The organism is Hymenobacter taeanensis (assembly GCF_013137895.1).
Taxonomy (GTDB): domain Bacteria; phylum Bacteroidota; class Bacteroidia; order Cytophagales; family Hymenobacteraceae; genus Hymenobacter; species Hymenobacter taeanensis.
Genome location: NZ_CP053538.1, coordinates 2,812,420 through 2,831,241, shown reverse-complemented (window position 1 = coordinate 2,831,241; position 18,822 = coordinate 2,812,420). Strand labels below are relative to the sequence as shown.

Below are 18,822 nucleotides of genomic sequence, written 5' to 3'. Positions count from 1 at the left end.
TTACTTCCGCATGTCGCTTACTTTTCCCTCCACTCTACTCGTCGACGACGACCCTACCACCAATTATTTAAACCGCAAGCTACTGGAGAGAATAGGGTTTACTGATCAGGTGATGGTGGCCTTAAATGGGCAGGAAGCGTTGCAGGTGCTAAACCAGCACTGCCAAGACAACAGCCCAACCTGCCCCACGCTATTGTTTCTGGACGTGAACATGCCCCTGATGGATGGCTTCGAGTTCTTGACGGCTTACCAGAAGCTACCCCTGGCCGAGCGCCAGGCCATTGTGATAATGATGCTCACTACCTCTGTGCACCCGCGCGACCTGCAACGGCTGGAGCAGCTGCCCGTAGCGGGTTTCCTGAGTAAGCCACTTACCGAGGACAAAGTAAAAAAGGTACTGGCCGAGAATTTCAACTGAGCACATTGTGCTTCTGGTGGCGGTAGGGGTGAAAACCGGCTGCAGGTGGCCTGGCGTACCCGTGATAGCGCCTTGAACTGAACCACCAGATGGCGCTAGGCCACTTCCTTTTTGTTGTGTGAGCTGTGCTTGCCCAGAAACTGAGCAACCTGGCAGTTAGGTCACTATTATCAAACACGTTACCGAGAGTAGGCACGCGCCATCATCCTTAGCGCCTCTTTATCCGTAGTATCTTGCCTATGAGCGAAAAAAAAGAGGTTGAGGAGCAGCAGGTAGAAGACCGCAGCTCGCCCACGGGCAGAGTTATCTACAAGAGCATATTAAAAGAAGGTAAAACGGAGTTGGAACGCCCTTCGCCTTCGCTTTTTTGGTCGGCATTGGCATCGGGCCTGTCTATGGGGTTCTCCATGGTGGGCCAGGGTCTGTTAGACACCTATCTGCCCGATGCTCCTTGGCGGCCCTTGGTATCAAGCTTCGGCTACAGCCTCGGCTTCCTGATTGTGGTACTGGGGCGGCAGCAGCTGTTCACTGAAAACACCCTCACGCCTGTTCTGCCGCTGCTGCAGCGCCCTACCTTTGGTATGCTGGGCGAGGTATTGCGGCTGTGGGCCATTGTATTGGTAGCTAACCTGATAGGGGCAGCTCTTTTTGCCCTGGCAGTAACCCACTCCCCCGCTTTCGACCCCGATGTAAAGCAGGCCTTTGCTGAACTCGGGCACAAAGCCCTGGAGCACAGTTTTGGCACTACATTAATACGCGGCATTTTTGCGGGTTGGCTTATCGCCCTCATGGTATGGCTATTACCGCTGGCCGAAACGGCCCGTGTCTGGATAATTATTATTCTTACCTACTTCGTAGGCCTTGCCCATCTTAGCCACGTCATTGCCGGCTCGGTAGAAACGTTTACGGCGGCGGCTATGGGCTACGCATCCTGGGGCAGCGTGCTGGGCAGCTTCGTGGCTCCGGCCCTGATTGGTAACATGATAGGCGGAGTTATGCTGGTAGCCGTACTCAACCACGCCCAAATAGTAGCCGGCGGCGCGGGGGATGATATCTAAATGATAGTCGGTTTTCTGCTGACAGGCCTACACCTGCCCCGGAGGCGTGCTGGTATGCGGCACAACATCCTGACTTTAGATGAGTTTTCGCGGAAAACGGAGCGAAAAGAGTAACTTATTCAACGCACTCAACTAGCCTCCATCATGACCGTTGAATATATCCGCTACCGTATTACTGCGGAGCAGCAGCCAGCTTTTCTCGAAGCCATCCGCAGCGCCAACCAACTGCTTTCTGCCGCTCCCGATTGCCTTAACTACCAGCTTGGGCATTGTGAAGAAGATCCCACACTATTCATCTGGCGCATTGAGTGGACCTCCGTGGAGCGCCACCTCAGCGGCTTTCGTAAAAGCCCGGAGTTTGGGAAGTTTTTCCAGCTAGTGAAGCCTTTTTACCAGAGTATTCAGGAGATGAACCACTATGCGGTGGTTGAGTAGAGGTTGTCATATCACAATGACAGAACAGCAAATCAAACAACTACTTGCTCAAGAATTGGCCAACCCGACATTCGGCGTGACTCAACAGTTTTTGGCTATTCATCGCATCCTTCACGAGGAAGGCTTACCGGTAGTCCGAAGAATTGCAGAGGCTGAGGCAGGAATTGTAACAGCCTACATGGCAGTTGAGGGGCACAAATTCTACCTTGCTATCAGTATTGCCACTACAGCTGCTGAAATCGTTGACATAACCACGGAGGCTTTTCACGACATCTGGCTCCGAGCCTCTTCCGAGGAGTTGACTACTGCCCAAATGCTGACGCTAACTCATCTTACACCGATAAGGCAGTATAATAAAGGGGACGTCCGTATGGGTACCTTTAAGCACAAGCAAAGTGTCATTGATTTTCAGCCTCGTTATGAGCCGGATACCGTCGGAAGTAATCTCTACAATCTGCTTAGCTTATTAGAACAAGACACGAAAGGCATCAGAGATTTGGCCGCTAAAACCGAGTGCGTAGTTCGTGTGGCATCTTATTTTCATAACGGGAACGGCATGTTAGGCGGGCATTTTATAGATGCTTCCACACTAAAGCGAATCAGCAACCTAAACGTATCCGTTGATTTCGACCTGTATGCTGAGGGCAACAGTTACTTAGATGAATAACCCCACGCCCTGCTCCCGCGTCTAGCCGGCTACTCCTCAACCTAGCCCTGTTTACCCATGAGTCTCTGGGAGATTATAAAGCGCCTCTTCCCATACGTGCGCCCCTACCGGCCGCTGGTCATTGGCACGTTGCTGCTCACGCTGGTAGGCTCTTTGGCGGCGCAGGTAAACCCGTTTGTGCTGCGCTACACCGTGGATACGGTGCAGGGCTTGCTCGACCGCAACCAAGGGCTGGCAGCAGGCCTAGACCTGCTGCTGATGGTGAGTGCGCTGCTGCTGGGCAAGGAAATCATAAATACCTTCATCCAGTTTGGGCAGAAGTACTACGGCGAGAAAATCCGCATTAGTGTCTCGAGTACGCTTTCTCAGGATGCCGTGCGCAAGGTGCTGGGCTACCAGCTGGGCTTCTACGCCGATAACGGCAACCAGACCGGCAAGCTCCAAACCCGCATTGACCGAGGCGTGGAGAGCCTGATGAAGCTGGTGCAGAACTTCTTTATTGATATTCTGCCGCTCTTCGCCAATGCCATTGTGGCGCTGGTAGTCATGTTCATGAACAACCTGTACGTAGGCCTAGTGGCCGTGGCGGTGCTACCGGTGTACTTCTGGCTGAGCTACCGCCAAGCCGACCGCCTCAACGGGACCCGCCGCGCCTTACGTGGCCTACGCGAGGCCAAAAGCCAAGGGCTGGTAAACCTGATCGACTCGGCGGTGGTGATCAAAAGTTTCGTGCGCGAAGACTACGAGGAACACAAGCAGGCTGGCCTACAGCAGAACCTGCAGGAAGCCCAGCTCCAAACCCGCAAAGTCAACTTCCGCTACGATGGCCTCAAGACCTTCACCGAGCAGATTGGGGTGGTGCTTATCATCATCCTGACGGCGTATCTGGTGCTGGACCGGCAAATTTCCATCGGGGCCATCATGTTCCATATTCTGCTGTTTAATAACGTATCGGCACCCATCCGGCAGCTGCACCGCATTTACGATGAGATGAACGACGCCCTCACCTACTCCGAGGGCTTCTTTGATATTCTAGACGCCGACGACGCTACTGAGCAAACCGGCACCCTGCAGCCCGACCACCTCCGCGGCCGGTTCGAAATCTGCAACGTGGACTTCACTTACCCTAGTGGCACCCAAGCACTGCATGATGTGTGCCTGACCGTTGAGGAAGGCAAAACTACCGCCCTCGTAGGTCTGTCGGGAGCCGGTAAGAGCACCATCATCAACCTACTCTGCAAGTTCTACGAGCCCGACCACGGCAAAATGCTTCTCGATGGCAAGCCCCTGGCCGACTACGACACCCACGCCCTCCGCCAACAGATAGGCTTAGTGCTCCAAAAGAACCACATCTTCAAAGGCACTATTGAGGAAAACATCCGCTACGGCGTGATGGATGCCACTTTCGAGCAGATTCAGGCGGCCGCTAAACAGGCCTACCTGCACGAGCAGATTATGCAGTTGCCTAAGCAGTATGAGTCGGATGCCCAGCAACTTTCCGGCGGGCAACAGCAGCGCATTGCCATTGCCCGGCTGTTCCTCAAAAACCCGCCCATCATCTTCCTCGACGAGCCCACCGCCTCCCTCGACGCCATTGCCACCGAGCAGATTAAGAACTCCCTCGACGCCATCAAGAAGGGCCGCACCGTGGTCATCATCTCCCACAGCCTCGCCCAAATTGTAGATTCTGACTGCATCTACGTCATGAAGCAGGGCCGCATGGTGGAAAGCGGCACCCACGAAGAGCTCTACGACATGCGCGGCACCTACCGCGAAATCTTCGACGCCTCTGCCCGCAGCCTCAACATTGAGAAGCTGGCCCGCGTGATGGTGGATGACGAGGATGAGGTGAGCGATACAGCGGCGTAAACTACTTGTAAATCTCTCCCCCTCCCACCATGACCTTCGACCTCACCGGCATTACCAGCAAAGCCGCCTTACACCAGTTGTTCAAGGAGAAGCTAGGCTTTGAAGAGTGGTACGGACCGAGCTGGGATGCTTTCTGGGATTCTATTGTTGCCATTGTCGAAATGCCACCCGTGCTGACGCTTACCAACTGGGAGGAATTTGCCGATTGCTGTCCCCGCGATATGGAGATTTTGCGGCAGGTAATTCAGGACTATGCGATAGAAATGGCGCCAAAGCGCATTGTACTGGCCTAGTGTACTAGTGCTACTTACCGTTGCCCAGTATTCCATCGGCCCTACCTTTGAGAGCTGACTTGCTTTGCTCCTATGAAATACTTCTTGCTGGCGGCCCTATTAAGCACAAGCCTCACTACTTGGGCGCAGAAGCCGCAGTTTACCCCCCGGACCATTAGCCTACCCCAGGAAATTGCTGACCGCAACAACCAGTTTTCCGGGTTATTTATTCGCGGGGGTCAGCTGTTTCTGCTGGGGGAGAGCCGGCTGCAGGAGCGCGCCGAGGCCAAGGTATACGCCGTAGACTTGGCCAGCATTGACGGCCAGCTGGCGCAGAAGTCACAGGAAGTGGCCTACAAGAAGTACAGCATCCGAAACCTGGATAAAGTCAGGGCCCACATTGATAGTCTCTGCCAAGTGTACGAAGGGCTGGAGGGGCTGACCATGGTAGGCAACACGGCCTATTTCACTATCGAAACCACTACGCCCTCGGCCTACTGCTACCTAATTAAGGGTACCGTAGACGATGCCGGCGCTACCATCACCATCGACACGCGCTACCTGGTACCGCTGGCCAAACCCGCCCTTACCGACGGCTCCCACATTCACAACGCGGGCTTCGAGGCGGCTACGGGGTACAATAAGAGCCTGCTGTTGCTATTCGAGTACAACTACTTCACGCACGACAACTACGCCTTCCGCATCCCCGATGCCACCGACCTGCCCGATATTCCGCAGTACGTGCCCGTGGCCCGCTTACCCTTCCGCGTGACGGACCTAGTATACGAAGGCAAGAACCGGTTCACGGCCATCAACTACTTCTACAACGGCGACGATGACCAGGTATACCGCACACCGGCTCCCGATCCAAACGCCCACTTGGTACTACAGGATGGTAAGTACCAGAACTACTGCCGCCTAATCAGCCTGCGCTACAAGCGCAACAAAATTAGCTGGAAGCCTCTGTTTGAGCTGCCCCGAGAATACATGACTTACAACTGGGAGGGTCTGGCGGCTTACAAAAGCGGCTACTTCCTGATGAACGACAAATACGGGCCTTCCAATCAGTCTACCCTGCTGTATCTGCAGAAGCGTTAGGTAATACTCTTTGGTTGCTATCAATCACTCAAAAGCGCTAGCTTGGGTACATGGCTCGTTACTCGCTGCTTCTAATTCTGCTACTCTTCACCCAGCTGGCGCTAGGCCAGGTGGTGCCTTACGGCAATAACCCCGCGGCGGGGAAATACGCTACGGTGCGCGGCGTTAAGCTGTACTACGAAACGTACGGTGCGGGGGCGCCTCTGCTGCTACTCCACGGCAACGGCGGGAGCAGCAAAGCCTTCCAGAAAACCATCCCTTACTTCGCTAAGCGCTACCGCGTACTAGCGTTGGATAGCCGCGCCCACGGCAAATCAGTGGACCGGACCGACTCGCTGAGCTTTGAGATGATGGCCGACGATTGCGCGGCGCTGCTCACCCACTTGCGCCTCGACTCGGCCTACGTGCTGGGTTGGAGTGATGGAGGCATTACGGCGCTCTTGCTAGCCCAGCGCCACCCGGAGAAAGTGAAACGCTTTGCTGCCACCGGCGCCAACCTCTGGCCCGACTCTACGGCCCTGGCGCCGGAGGTGTGGCAGCAGATGAAACGGGGCTACCAGGAAGGTCGCACGCAAACGTTCACCGACCCCACCCGCCGCAACGACTGGAAAGTGTTTCTGCTCGACTGGCGCCACCCGCACATCTCCCTAGCTTCGCTGGCACAAGTCAAAGCTCCGGCCTTCATCATTGCCGGCGACCGAGACGTGATTCGGGCGGAGCATACGCTAGCCATTTACCAGAACCTGCCGCGCGCCTGGCTCTGGATAGTGCCCAACAGTGGCCACGCCACCTTACAGGAACACGCCGAGGAATTCAACCGCAAGGTGGACGAGTTCTTTCAGGCTAAGTCGGTGCCGGCACCAGCTCGCTAAGAGTACCTAGCTCCGCAGGTAGTCAGTTGAAGGTGTTGGTTTTATTCTCCTCATTTTATGGGTGTTTGCTGGGTAATGCCGTAAGCTGAACCAGTAGGGTGCGGACGTTCCGCGCCTTCGCGGCTGTTTCCAGCCGTTTGTCAGCCCCCCCATTCATGCAAACATTCACCGTAGAGCGTCTATCCTTCGATTCCCTAACTGAGCTACCTAACTCCTGGCAGCCCGCAGACTATAAGGCCCTCTTAGCTAAAACCGGCTACGACAACCCCGATGAGGTTGCTCCCGAAGAGTTACTGGAGATGACGCACATGGCCCTCACGGATCTGGAGCCCACCGAGGCGGCCCGGCTCGTGCTGGAATATCTGTTTGCCGATCAGCTCACCACGGGGCAAATTGATAACCTGGCCCACCAGATGCTCACGGAAAAGCTGTGGGAGGAAAACCCGGAGCTAGAGCAGCATGAGGGCTTTTTCAAGGCCACACAACTGCTGTACACCGCTTACAACGGTAAATTCCCAAGAGCCGAAGCCGTGCAGTTTCAGGTGCAGCTCACGGCCGCTGATGATGACGGTCTACAATTGTTCGATGCCAACCCGGAGGCGCCGTTACTGCGCTTGCTAGGCCAGGGTATGCCTGATAATACCCTGCTGAAACGCCTGTTTCATGAGCAGCTGGACGGTGCTAGCTTCCCCGAAGCCGCCTCTATCATCTGGCAGCTGCACCCCAGCAGGCGCACTGAGCAGTCCATTGTGTTTGAAGTGGTAAGTTCAGCCTATTGGCTCGATGACTTCAAATACGCCGATACTTATGAAGCCCAGACCCAGGCCGACGAGGTAGTAGAAGAAAGCTAGGCCACTCATTGTCTCAACAAGTAAACGGCGCCCGTCAATGACGGGCGCCGTTTACTTTTACTGGCAGGCCGCGCGGCGGCAGTTTGCCTTCGTATCAACCACCAGTATTCTTACTTCTATGCCTACAGGCGAAACCAACCTCTCTCGGCTGATCCGCACCATGAAGCCCGAGTTGCAGCCGGGCACCTACGTGTACTGCACGGTAGCCTCCTTAACTGGCCTAGAGCTTACGGAGTGCCTGGGTATGTTCCGGGAACGGGAGGGCATTACGCTCATTCTGCCCCAGACCACCGCCGACCGTCTGCACCTCTCCTACTCCTTCCGGGCCGCCTGGATAACCCTGACGGTGCACTCGGCGCTGGAAGCGGTGGGACTAACGGCGGCCTTTGCCCGGGTGCTAGCCCTGGCCGGCATTAGCTGCAACGTAGTAGCCGCCTATTACCACGACCACATTTTTGTGGCAGCTGAGGACGCGCAAAAGGCGCTAGGCCACTTGCGCCGCTTAGCCGAAACAGGTGGGGTAGCCTAGTACAGAACAATAAGCCCGCGCTGCTTTCTGTAGCCCATTGTGTTCTTCGCAAAATCCTACCAAGGTGGCTTCAATGTATAATCCGACAAAATAGCGGGAGCTGATCGGTACTGCTACTCCAACTTTACTATACCTTCGCCTCATTATCCGACCATACTCTTGTCCATGAGATTAATCTCTACCTCGTTATTAGCTACTCTTTTGTTGCTTGGTGCCTGCTCTAAGGATGATGATACCATTCCGATGCTGATGGGTCAGTACCGCACCGAATCTACCATTAAGGCCGGCACGATGCAGCTGCACACGAGCACCGGCATCATTACCAACCAGACCACTATTACGCGTTTCCTGCGCCGCCTAAACGGGGCCTCTACTACATTCCTGCGGCGGGATAGTACAATAACAGGGGCTTCACTAGAGCTACATTTCCGCGAGAACAACCGCGTAACGCTGGCTTCGGTGGTACCACCCGGCGCCGACGACCACATGACAGAGATGGAAGTGACAACTCGCGCCCGGGAGTACTACCTATTATCTGACCTAGATTCAGTATCAATCTATACTTCGCCCTCGGGATACAACGCTAATCCGTGCAATGAGCTTCCCGATAAGATTCGGCAACACCGGCCTGCCAGGAAGTGCTTCAATGTGTCACAGGCAAGCGGTTTCGGGCAGATGTGTCGGCTGCGGCCCCTCCGGATGCTTACCATCCGGAAAGGCCAGCCCGTGCTGTCGTTGTTCAGCTGGCTGGGCAAATCTGGCAGCAATGGGCGCTGGTGCTGGATAGCCACTGGCTTCGATTGGAATAGCCTGAACCCCAACTTGCGCAGCTCCCTCGCCCCCGGCGACACTGTGGTGGTTCAGACCAATGAATTAGCCTTACACAAGCAATAATACCGCGCTAGGCCACCTCGCTTTCATGGAGCAGCGCAACAGGCGTAGCTAACGGTAGAAGGGTCAATTATCTGATTGTCGCACAAGTGCTTAGAGTTTCAGCTAGACGCTTGCCCAGATGGGTGAGAAACCACCTACGCAACGAAGCACAGAATCAGCCCACAAAGCTTTTATGATCCTACGCTTTCTACTAAGCTAAACCCACAGTGCCTTTCGAGGCGGCCTGCTCAGTCTTCCCGCTGAAACAGGAAGGAGATAATGCGCGGCATGCCGGTACGGTCGTGGGTATCAAACCATTCCTGCAGGCGCGCACACCGTAACCCATGCTGGCGGGCGGCTTCGGTGTAGTCAGAAATGTGGTGAACGTGGCACTCCAGCTCACAAAGTGAGCCGCCGGCACGCTCAAAATGCGCCTTAGTGCCTTGGTATTGCTTGAAGGGGTGCAGCTCGCCCACGTAAAACAATCCGCCCACCCGTAGGGCTTGCTGAGCTTGGGCAAACACGGCATCGAGGTGCTCAATGTGCTCCAGAATCAGGCTACACACCAGCAGATCGGCGGGGCGTGAGGCAAAGAACCACGGCTGGGTAATATCAGCGGGCTGAAAGTTGATGTGCGGGTGCGGCAGCTTCTGGCGGGCGCGGTCCATCATCTCCTTCGATAGGTCTACCGCCGTGAGGTGACCGGCTTGGGTAGCGAGCCACTCGGTGTTTTTACCAGTGCCGCAGCCCAGCTCAATCACCTCGGCGTAGGGCCCCGGCGGAATAGTGGCCCGGATAGCCTGTGCCTCCAGGTCGCGGGTTCGGTTGGTGCCCGTGTCGTAGCTACCCGCCCACTCATTGTATGCGTCTTCAATTTTCATTGGTGGTGTAGTATTAGTACGCTTTTGCTTGCCCCTGAGAGCCCTAAGCTCGTCTGGATGTGGAGTAGCCCGCAAGCGCTACTGTAGCTTCTGTGGCGGCAGTGCCGTAAGAAGTAGTCATGGACACGTATGTATTAGGAGACATTCATGGGGCTTACCGGGCACTCCTGCAGGTGTTGGAGCGCAGTCCCTTCCGGCCGGGCCTCGACCGCCTGGTTCAGCTAGGTGACGTGGCCGATGGCTGGCCTGACACGCCGGAGTGTGTTAACCTACTGCTAAGTATTCCGAAGAGCATCTGGCTGCAGGGCAACCATGACTGGTGGCTGGCGGAGTGGATGGCCGCCGAAGCACCGCATGAACCAAGCAACAAAATCTGGCTCCGGCAAGGAGGACAGGCTACGGTTGACGGCTACCTGCGCGGCCTCCAGGGCCAGATCCGGCAGCATTTCCAGTCGTTTTTCTCTAAACAGCTGCCCTATTATGAGGATAAGAACGGTAACCTCTTCGTGCACGGCGGCTACGAGCCCAACGAGCCTATTGCCCAACAAGACCCTTATGACCTGATTTGGAACCGAGCGCTGTGGCGCTACGGGCAGCAGGCTCCTCACTACTCAGAGTGCTTTATTGGACACACGCCCACCTGGCCTACCAGCCCCACCCCATGCCAGCGCGCCAACGTTTGGAACCTCGACCAAGGCGCTGGTTACTCCGGCCGCTTAACCCTTATGAACGTGCGCACCAAAGAGTACGTGCAGAGTGACCCTGTGCCCACGCTCTACCCCGGCGTACAAGGTCGGTAAAGCTCCTCAAACTAGCCCAGACTGCCCCCCCTGACAGGAGAGATAATCTGAGGCAGATAATAGGGTTACTATCTCTATCCTCACATTAGCTTACCTGAAGAAAGGATCTTGCCACGCGGAAAAAGCTGGCCTACACCCGTTGCCTCCCGCGTGACAAGATCCTTCTATAAGCTGCGTACTACCCGCTTAGCTGACGGTAGGTGGGTTGCGGTTGCCCGACGGTTTGCCACCCGCCAGCTGGCTGACCATGTCATCGAGGATATCCTTGCTGTACCCGATGCGGTTCGCATATTCCATGCAGAGGCCGTATTCGCGGGCATCAATGTTGCCGTCTTGTAGCATCATCTGCACCAGGGTTTGCAGCTCCATGGTACGCTGGAGGCCCTCGGTGGGCACAATGAAGCTCAGCACGGCCAGGTTGTCAGCAATGGGCTGCACCTCCTCTGACTTGAGCCCCAAGCGGTTACCAATCTGCAGCAGAAACTGACTTTCGGCCTTGTCTAACTGCCCATCGGCGGCAGCAATCAGTACCAGGTTTTGAAAGAAAGCGAGCTTTTTTTGCTGGGTGTCCAGCACTCGTTCCAAGGAATGTTGCGCCTGCATATGCGGGAGAAATTCAGGGTGGATAATGAGCACAGAATAAAGTGCCTTCTATCAACGGTACCTCTCCCGGATAAGTTATTGCAGGGCAGCATCACCAAGGGCGGCACTGGCTACCCACCCTAAGCTGCCAGGCCACCTCCGCTATTTCTTCTCCGGACTCCAGGGCTGCTGGCTGGCAAAAATGTGCTTGATCGTGTATTGCTTAGCCTCTTTAGCCGTAAGCTGCCGCGACCAGCTCACCCGCTGCCCCACCGTGGCGCCGGGGCCCGATGAGCGGTATTCCACATACGAAGCCGTTTTCTCATTTTCCGGCTTCTTCCAGTTGTCCCAACCAGCCGGCCTGATGTGGGAGCCCATGTAGGTATTTAGGTAAGCCACCTTAGCATACGGCCGCCAGGGTCGCCCCAACGAGACATTGTTCGCCTGGCTAGTGTCGGCCAGCAGGCGGCAATTCAGGAACACGAAGCCGTAGGCCTGCTCCTGCGGCGTAGAGGCCGCCGTGATATGGGAGTTCTTCTTGCTGTAGATGTTACAACGGTCGAAAACGGCCGTTGCAGCCCCGAAAATGAAGTCAGTAGTGCCCTCGATGTAGCAGTCATGGAAATACTGGCGGGTGTGGTTACTGGCCAGGAAGAGCGTGTCCTGGTCGCCCAGTATGCGGCAGTTACGGAATACGCAGCGGTCAGCCTCCACGTGCAGGGCCACGGCCTGGCCGGCGCCCCGGCCGGCCGTATTCTGGAAGGTGATATTCTCCGCCCGGAAGTCGTTGCCCTGAATCAGGACGGAGTGTGAGGTATAGGTATTAATGTCGCCTTTGCCGGTATGGTCGTCGAAGGTAATGATGGTGGTAGCAGCGTTGTCGCCAAGTAGAGAGATATGCGTTTTGAGCGCCGGCACCACCAGCTTTTCCTTGTATACGCCCGGCTTCACCCGGATGATTACCTGCTGTTGAGACTGATTGGGCACGGCATTCACAGCCTCTTGCAGGGTTTTAAACTGCCCGCTACCATCTTGCGCGACAAGGATGGGGGCGCCGGCCGCAGCTACCTGAGCGTAGCCCGGAAGAGTGAGCAGGAGCAGCAGGCTCAAAACCAGAGAAAGCAGAATACGAGGCATAGTGGGAGTTTAAGCAGGATGGCACAGCTAGAGGCTGACGCAGAAAAGAGAGCCATACTAGCGAAAAGCTGCGGCGCTTGGCCGCAGACCCGAAGCAATTTCGTCGGAAACGTTGCCGGGAACGTTGTCATTCAGCTCTATTCTTGCTTCCTAAGCTTCAGTTAAACCTGTAGGCATGTGCCTTGCTTGATACCTGCCAGCCGGGTAAATAAAAACTGCAAGCTACCGGATACAGGTAACTCACCTTCTTGCCCTCCCACCCGAAAGCGCGTTTCCAGTACACCAGGCCACTACCTGCAGTAGAATGGGCAGTCACCAGCTGCTGCGGTTGCAACGCTGGGCAGCCCTGCTGCTGGCGCAGCTGTACCGGTCCGACGAAACTTGGTCATTACAAACCCACTTTGGGGTAGCGTGGGTACACGCGAGAGGTTGTGTAGTTCAGGTCCTGTGCCGGTACGTTGTAAATAACAGCATCATTGAGGCCACCATCCGACCACAAAAAAGCCCGACCATTCCTGGCCGGGCTTCATTTTTCATACTAACGACTGGCCTAGGCCTTGCTGTTGGTGATGAGCTCTACAATTTCCTCCGAGATGCCGGTGGTGCTGAAGCCACCATCGTGCATGAGGTTCTGCATGGTCACGTAGCGGGTCAGGTCCGAAAACAGTGAGATGCAGTAGTCGGCGCAGGCCTCAGCGGGGGCGTTGCCCAGCGGCGACAGACGGTCGGCGTACTCGTAGAACGCATCGAAGCCACTGATGCCGGTGCCAGCGGTGGTTTTGGTGGGCGACTGCGAAACCGTGTTTACGCGCACTTTTTTCAGCTTGCCGAGGCGCTGGCCGTAGCTGCGGGCAATGCTCTCGAGCATGGCTTTGGCCTGCGACATATCGGTATAATCAAGGAAGGCCCGCTGGGCGGCGATGTACGACAACGCTACTACTGAGCCCCACTCATTGAAAGCATCCTGCTTTTCGGCCACGGCCAGCATGCGGTGCAGCGACATAGCCGATACATCCAGCGTTTTCTGGTACCACTCGTAGTTCAGCTCGCCGTAGTGCTTGCCCTTGCGGATGTTGGCGCTCATGCCAATGCTGTGTAGCACGAAGTCGATTTTACCGCCCAATTGCTCCTGGGCGCCGCTGAACAGCTTTTCTAGGTCCTCCATAGAGGTAGCATCGGCCGGGATAATGGGCGCGTTGCATTGCTCCGAGAGCTTATTGATTTCGCCCATGCGCATAGCGAGGGGGGCGTTGGTCAGCACAAAGCGGGCGCCTTCGGCGTGGGCCTTCAGGGCTACCTTCCAGGCAATAGATTCTTCATTCAGGGCACCAGAAATGATGCCGATCTTACCAGCAAGTAGGTTGTTGGACATATGGCGAGTGGAATTGATTAGGGTTTGGATTACAAAAGAGGCGAAAAAAATAAAGAACGTCATGCTAAGCGCCTTCGAAGCGCCTCTACTGCGGGCCAACTTGATTAATTAGCCTCGGTAGAGATGCTTCGACTAGCTCAGCATGACGTTCTGTTTCTCTTTTGTTCTCGGTATTTCTACCCCACCAGTTCTTCCCCGCGCATGGCCAGCAATTCGCGGGCACTTTGGAAGGCATTTGGGCTGGGGTTGGCGCCTGAAATCATCTGGGCAATTTCCTGGATGCGCTCATTCAGATCCAGAGTCCGGATGCGGCTCACGGTACGGTCGGCGCGGTCTTCCTTGTACACGAAGTAGTGCGCGTCGCCGGCGGCGGCCATCTGAGGCAGGTGACTGATGGCAATGAGCTGGTGCTTCTTAGCCATTTGCTGCATCATACGGCCTACTTTCACGGCAATTTCTCCGCTGATACCAGTATCAATTTCGTCGAACACGATGGTTGGCAGGGCTGTTTTGTCGGCCAGCATGTACTTTATGCATAGCATGAGGCGCGAGAACTCCCCGCCCGAGGCTGACTTGCTCAACGTTTGGGGCTGAGCACCTTTATTGGCCGTGAACAGGATGCTGATGATATCAATACCGCTGGCGGCGGGGGCACCGGCCTGGTGCTGCACCACAATGCGCGAGTGCGGCATGCCCAGCTCGGACAATAGGCCTACCAGCTCTTTCTCGAACTTGGGGAACACCTTGCGGCGCGCCTCCGACAAGCGGGCAGCCTGCTTGGTTACGGTAGCCAATGCAGCTTCAGCGTCGCGGCGGAGACGGGAAATCTGCTTGTCCAGGTTCAGCACGGAGCCTACTTTGTCGCGCAGATCTGAGCGTACGGCCAGCAGCGCCACTACATCGCGCACCTGGTGTTTGCGCTGCAGGCTGTAGAGCACATTAAGGCGGCCTTGCAGCTCATCAATGCGGGCGGGGTCACCTTCGGTGCGACGCTCGGCGGCTTCTATTTCATCCGAAATGTCATGAATCTCGATCAGGCAGCTATCCAGGCGCTGCTTCAGTTCTTTGAACGAGTCGGAATAGGCAGCTACCTGGCCTAGCAGCGTGGCGGTTTCTTTCAGGCCGCTGGTTACGCAGTATTCGCTTTCCGTTAGGCTTTGCATGGCCTGGGTGAGCTTGTACTTGATTTCCTCGGCGTGCTCCAGCTGCTTTACCTCCTGCTCAACTTCTTCCTGATTTTCGTTGTCGAGGCGCGCATCTTCCAGCTCACTAAGCAGAAACGTGTGGTAATCGAGCTCCTTATTGGCCTGGGCTACCTGGTCTTCTAAGGTTTTCAGATCGGCTTCCAGCTTACGGTACTGGCGGTAGGCGTTGCTGTACTGCGCGCGGGTGGGGACCAGGCCAGCGTACAGGTCCAGGAGGTTTAGCTGAAACACTGCGTCGCCGAGCAGTAGGGTGTCGTGCTGGGAGTGGATGTCCATCAGGTTGGCCCCGATGTTCCGCAGCGTTTCCAGCGTTACGGGCGTGTCATTCACGAAGGCCCGTGACTTACCGGCCGGGCTTATCTCACGGCGCAGAATACACTGGGTATCGTAATCAAGGTCTTCCGACTCAAAGATATCCTGGAGCTGGTAGCTGGAAATATCAAACTGGCCCTCAATCACGCACTTCTTTTCCGTGTCAAAAAGCATGCGCGAGTCGGCGCGGTTGCCGAGTAGCAGGCCAATGGCGCCGAGCATTATGGACTTACCCGCGCCGGTTTCGCCGGTAATGATATTGAGTAGAGCCGAGGGTCGCAGCTCCAGCTGCTCAATCAGGGCATAATTGCGAATGCGAAGGTCAACCAGCATAGCAAACCAAATGAGGGCCGGGCAAGCGGCCGTAGCTGACAAAGAGAAAAGCTACCACACCAGCCCAGATAAAGCAGGCGTAGTAGCTTCCCAAAGCTACTAACTCATTTAGCCATTTACCAATTAAATTCGCAAATGAATTTTTTATACCTCTACCGCTGCTGCATAATAGCCTGGTACTTAGCCGAGTTGGTAGGATCAACCTCTGACAGCAAGGTGGCTACCTGTACCTTCTGCTGCTGATCGGGGCTGCTGCGAAATACGTTGGCTATTTCGTCGGATTTCGTGGTGAAAAAGGCTCGGGCCAGCAAAGTACCGGGCCTACGCTGCACGGCCTGCTGCACTCCCTGCAGGGCCGTAGCAATGTTGGCGCGGGCTTCTTCAGGCTTGGTAATGAAGATGTCCATACCCTGCCGGTAGTAGGCGTACATACCACTCCGAAAGGCTTCCAGCTGCGGATCCTGCAGGTTGTTCAGCAGCCAGTACCGGTTGCCCGACTCAGTATCCTTCCAGCCAGCATCCTGTTCATTCGTCGAGTTCTGCGAAGCGGCATTCGTGAGTATGGTGCGGGCCCGGTCGTAGTAGGCAGAGCCCCCCAGGGGCGAAAAGCTGTCTTGGTCCATGCCAATAATGGTAAAGGCATAAAACGTTAGCAGCGACGACAGATTACCCACAAACGTATTTTCGGAATAGTCTATCGGGTTCTGCGGCGTATAGTTAAACACCCAGCCTTTATCAGCGAAGCTCAGCAGATTGGTTTCATAGCCGGTACCATACACCGGGCGCGTGCTCAGCACCCGCACCGTAGCGCGGTAAGTACCGTTCTGCGGAATCTCGGTAATGCCCACGAAGAAGCGACACCGGATTTTTTCCTGGGGGCGGTAGGTCTGCCGGGTAAAGGAGCGCGTGTTCAGAAACGTCTGCATGTCGTTCTGCATCTGCTGCACCAGTTGGCGGTCGGCAATGGTCACATTTTCCGTCGTAACGCGCACCTCGGCCAGGAGTTCCTGGGCGTGGGCCGGCGCAGCCAGCAGCAACGGTAGCAAAAGGAGCAGCAGAGAGAATTTACGCATGATGGGAGTAGCGGGCAAGAACAGTCTCAACAATGTCGCGGGCCACGGCAACTTTGGGCTTTAACTCAAAGATAGTCATTTGCCCTCCGGCTTCCAGCAGCGTCACCTTGTTGGTATCATGGCGGAAACCCGCTCCGGCGTCGCGCAGGGAGTTCAGCACTACCAAGTCGAAGTTCTTGCGCCGGAGCTTGTCGAGGGCGTAGGCCTGCTCGTTATTCGTCTCCAACGCAAAACCCACGGAATATTGTTCAGGGCGTTTGGTGTGGCCTAGCGTACCGGCAATATCCACGTTCTTCACCAGCTCCAATGTGAGCGTGTCGCCGTCCTTCTTAATCTTGTTTTCAGCCATCTGCCGCGGCTTATAGTCGGCCACGGCCGCAGCAAATACCCAAATATCTGCCGCAGGCGCTACGGCAGCGGCAGCGGCGTACATTTCGTCGGCGGTTTGCACGCGCTGGGTGGTAATACGCGCATCAGCAGGATCAGGCAAACTGGTGGGCCCGCTCACCAGTGTTACTTCCGCTCCTTCGGCGGCAAAGGCTTCGGCCAGCGCGTAGCCCATTTTGCCGGTGCTATGGTTGCCGATGAACCGAACGGGGTCAAGGGGTTCATAGGTGGGGCCGGCAGTGATGAGGACGTGCATGGTGGTGATTATGGAATAAGAGGAGTTACGGTGCGACTCTGCATCCGTCATACAGTCTGTTCTCTTGCCTCGGATTTCTACGGTCTATCCGGCAGATTAAGGCCGTACATAAACTTGTTCAAGTGCCCACCTGAGCTCTCCAAACCAACAATATCCATCAGTTCCTCGAAATACAAACAGATCCACTCTCGGTCTTCTGTATCTAGATCTAAATAAAGGTCATCAAACTGGCGTAGGCCAGTAGCTATGGCTGCCTGGTACTCTTGAGGCGTAACAGTTGGCTGCTGCACGAGGCGCTCAAAATCATTGGCTACCCGGTTAAGCTTACGGTTTAGCGCCGGCCGCAGGGTCGCATGGGATAAGCGCGGGTGCGTGTCATCGACGAACTTTTTCTTTTTCCGAAAGGCCTCCAGTTTGGTTATAGTAGCACTTCTGTCCTGCCCATTTGTCTGCGTTTCACAACTCACCAACATCATGATGCTGATTAGCAACCAGCATTCTGCGCGTATAATTCGCCACATTCTTGCTTAATATGTTGCTGACAGGCCAGGTGCCGCATTAAAAAACTGCTCCAGTGCTGCCTGTATCTCCTCCGGTTCCAGCATGCGGCCAGGGCCCGCCAGGCCACTGGCCAACTCCCCCGAAGGTGAATCCCAGACGGTATTGCCGTACTGGCGCAGGCGGGCCAGGTTAGCCTGGGTGGCGGGGTGCTGGTACATGTCAAGGTCCATGGCGGGAGCCAGAAACACCGGGCAGCGGGCCGATAGATACACCGCATCGAGCAGCGTATCGCAGAGGCCGTTGGCCAGGTGGCCTAGCGTATTAGCCGAGGCGGGCGCAATTACCAGGGCATCGGCCCAGAGGCCCAGGTGCACATGGTTGTGCCACTCCCCCGCCCGTTCATCCTTCAGAAAACCCTGCAAAACAGGGTTTTTGGAGAGCGTACCCAGTGTTAAGGGCGTGACAAAGGCCGGGGCCGAGGGTGTCAGGAGTACCTGTACCTCTGCCCCGGCCTTCACCAGGAGCCGCACCAGCAACGCCGATTTGTAGGCCGCAATGCTTCCGCAAACGCCCAGCAAAATCTTACGCCCGTGCAGCGACGACATATGTGCTTGTCTAGAAACCGTGCAGATTACTCAGCCCGACGAGCAGCCTCTGGCAACTGTGGCACTTCCTCTTCGGTGCGGTACATCACTTTGCCCTCCAGGAACTCCTCAATAGCCAGGTTAGTAGGCTTAGGCAGGCGCTCGTAGTGCTTCGAAATCTCGATTTGCTCGCGGTTCTCGAATACTTCTTCCAAGTTGTCAACGGTAGTGGCAAACTCAGCCAGCTTGCCATTCAGCTCTTCTTTCAGCTTTACGGCCAGTTGGTTGGCGCGCTTCGAGATGATGGCGATGCTCTCGTATACGTTGCCGGTATCGTTGGCGAGTTCCGACATGTTGCGGGTCACGATGGAAGCAGAAACGTTGTTAGGAGTTTTCATATGACTTTGATCTTCTGATGTGCTGATTGTTGATGTAGGAATGCTAATGTGCTGATTTT

The 18,822-nt window shown here is 55.7% G+C and carries 21 protein-coding genes and 1 pseudogene; 12 read left to right on the top strand and 10 right to left on the bottom strand.

Annotated elements, in window-relative coordinates:
- Window positions 1–10 precede the first annotated feature (10 nt).
- From HMJ29_RS12030 to HMJ29_RS11980, 11 genes are all read left to right on the top strand, one after another.
- Window positions 11–418, top strand: coding sequence for a response regulator (locus tag HMJ29_RS12030; protein WP_171591726.1), 408 nt, complete (start codon window positions 11–13; stop codon window positions 416–418).
- Window positions 419–657: 239 nt separating this feature from the next.
- Window positions 658–1,476 (top strand): formate/nitrite transporter family protein, encoded by an 819-nt coding sequence (locus HMJ29_RS12025; protein ID WP_171591725.1) that lies wholly within the window; start codon window positions 658–660, stop codon window positions 1,474–1,476.
- A gap of 144 nt (window positions 1,477–1,620) precedes the next feature.
- A complete protein-coding gene (locus tag HMJ29_RS12020; RefSeq protein ID WP_171591724.1) occupies window positions 1,621–1,911 on the top strand; it encodes a putative quinol monooxygenase in 291 nt (96 codons plus the stop codon).
- A gap of 16 nt (window positions 1,912–1,927) precedes the next feature.
- Window positions 1,928–2,578, top strand: coding sequence for a DUF4279 domain-containing protein (locus HMJ29_RS12015; protein WP_171591723.1), 651 nt, complete (start codon window positions 1,928–1,930; stop codon window positions 2,576–2,578).
- A 57-nt stretch (window positions 2,579–2,635) separates the two neighbouring features.
- The gene (locus HMJ29_RS12010) at window positions 2,636–4,447 is read left to right on the top strand and encodes an ABC transporter ATP-binding protein (RefSeq protein ID WP_171591722.1); all 1,812 of its coding nucleotides are present in this window, start codon (window positions 2,636–2,638) and stop codon (window positions 4,445–4,447) included.
- A gap of 29 nt (window positions 4,448–4,476) precedes the next feature.
- Window positions 4,477–4,740 carry a barstar family protein gene (locus HMJ29_RS12005; RefSeq protein ID WP_171591721.1) on the top strand — a complete coding sequence of 88 codons (264 nt, stop codon included), beginning with the start codon at window positions 4,477–4,479 and terminating at the stop codon, window positions 4,738–4,740.
- Between the two features lie 72 nt (window positions 4,741–4,812).
- A complete protein-coding gene (locus HMJ29_RS12000) occupies window positions 4,813–5,817 on the top strand; it encodes a hypothetical protein (RefSeq protein WP_171591720.1) in 1,005 nt (334 codons plus the stop codon).
- Between the two features lie 50 nt (window positions 5,818–5,867).
- Entirely contained in the window at window positions 5,868–6,689 is an 822-nt protein-coding gene (locus tag HMJ29_RS11995; protein WP_171591719.1) for an alpha/beta fold hydrolase, read from the top strand.
- Between the two features lie 155 nt (window positions 6,690–6,844).
- Window positions 6,845–7,540, top strand: coding sequence for a hypothetical protein (locus tag HMJ29_RS11990; protein WP_171591718.1), 696 nt, complete (start codon window positions 6,845–6,847; stop codon window positions 7,538–7,540).
- Window positions 7,541–7,658: 118 nt separating this feature from the next.
- Window positions 7,659–8,069, top strand: coding sequence for an ACT domain-containing protein (locus HMJ29_RS11985; RefSeq protein WP_171591717.1), 411 nt, complete (start codon window positions 7,659–7,661; stop codon window positions 8,067–8,069).
- A 165-nt stretch (window positions 8,070–8,234) separates the two neighbouring features.
- Entirely contained in the window at window positions 8,235–8,963 is a 729-nt protein-coding gene (locus tag HMJ29_RS11980) for a hypothetical protein (RefSeq protein WP_171591716.1), read from the top strand.
- 227 nt (window positions 8,964–9,190) lie between these two features.
- Here the strand turns inward: HMJ29_RS11980 and HMJ29_RS11975 are convergent, their stop codons facing one another.
- The gene (locus tag HMJ29_RS11975) at window positions 9,191–9,823 is read right to left on the bottom strand and encodes a class I SAM-dependent methyltransferase (protein WP_171591715.1); all 633 of its coding nucleotides are present in this window, start codon (window positions 9,821–9,823) and stop codon (window positions 9,191–9,193) included.
- Window positions 9,824–9,942: 119 nt separating this feature from the next.
- Here HMJ29_RS11975 and HMJ29_RS11970 point away from each other — a divergent pair, with 119 nt between their 5' ends.
- A complete protein-coding gene (locus tag HMJ29_RS11970; protein WP_171591714.1) occupies window positions 9,943–10,623 on the top strand; it encodes a metallophosphoesterase in 681 nt (226 codons plus the stop codon).
- Window positions 10,624–10,809: 186 nt separating this feature from the next.
- Here the strand turns inward: HMJ29_RS11970 and HMJ29_RS11965 are convergent, their stop codons facing one another.
- The 9 genes and pseudogenes from HMJ29_RS11965 to HMJ29_RS11925 form a co-directional block, all read right to left on the bottom strand.
- Complete coding sequence (locus HMJ29_RS11965; protein WP_171591713.1) at window positions 10,810–11,226, bottom strand: TerB family tellurite resistance protein; 417 nt, start codon at window positions 11,224–11,226, stop codon at window positions 10,810–10,812.
- 141 nt (window positions 11,227–11,367) lie between these two features.
- Window positions 11,368–12,342, bottom strand: a complete 975-nt coding sequence (locus tag HMJ29_RS11960; RefSeq protein WP_171591712.1) for a pectinesterase family protein — start codon at window positions 12,340–12,342, stop codon at window positions 11,368–11,370.
- A gap of 550 nt (window positions 12,343–12,892) precedes the next feature.
- The gene (locus tag HMJ29_RS11955; protein WP_171591711.1) at window positions 12,893–13,714 is read right to left on the bottom strand and encodes an enoyl-ACP reductase FabI; all 822 of its coding nucleotides are present in this window, start codon (window positions 13,712–13,714) and stop codon (window positions 12,893–12,895) included.
- Window positions 13,715–13,890: 176 nt separating this feature from the next.
- Window positions 13,891–15,564, bottom strand: coding sequence for a DNA repair protein RecN (gene recN / locus HMJ29_RS11950; RefSeq protein WP_171591710.1), 1,674 nt, complete (start codon window positions 15,562–15,564; stop codon window positions 13,891–13,893).
- Window positions 15,565–15,716: 152 nt separating this feature from the next.
- Window positions 15,717–16,637 carry a type IX secretion system protein PorD gene (gene porD / locus HMJ29_RS11945; protein ID WP_171591709.1) on the bottom strand — a complete coding sequence of 307 codons (921 nt, stop codon included), beginning with the start codon at window positions 16,635–16,637 and terminating at the stop codon, window positions 15,717–15,719.
- Window positions 16,630–17,280, bottom strand: coding sequence for a phosphopantothenoylcysteine decarboxylase domain-containing protein (locus HMJ29_RS11940; RefSeq protein WP_171591708.1), 651 nt, complete (start codon window positions 17,278–17,280; stop codon window positions 16,630–16,632). The genes porD and HMJ29_RS11940 overlap by 8 nt, the downstream gene beginning before the upstream one ends.
- Window positions 17,281–17,357: 77 nt before the next feature.
- The gene (locus HMJ29_RS11935) at window positions 17,358–17,801 is read right to left on the bottom strand and encodes a DUF4844 domain-containing protein (protein WP_171591707.1); all 444 of its coding nucleotides are present in this window, start codon (window positions 17,799–17,801) and stop codon (window positions 17,358–17,360) included.
- 36 nt (window positions 17,802–17,837) lie between these two features.
- A pseudogene (locus HMJ29_RS11930) lies at window positions 17,838–18,386 on the bottom strand (flavoprotein); the annotation flags it as partial.
- 26 nt (window positions 18,387–18,412) lie between these two features.
- Window positions 18,413–18,763, bottom strand: a complete 351-nt coding sequence (locus tag HMJ29_RS11925; protein WP_171591705.1) for a DNA-directed RNA polymerase subunit omega — start codon at window positions 18,761–18,763, stop codon at window positions 18,413–18,415.
- Window positions 18,764–18,822: the final 59 nt, after the last annotated feature.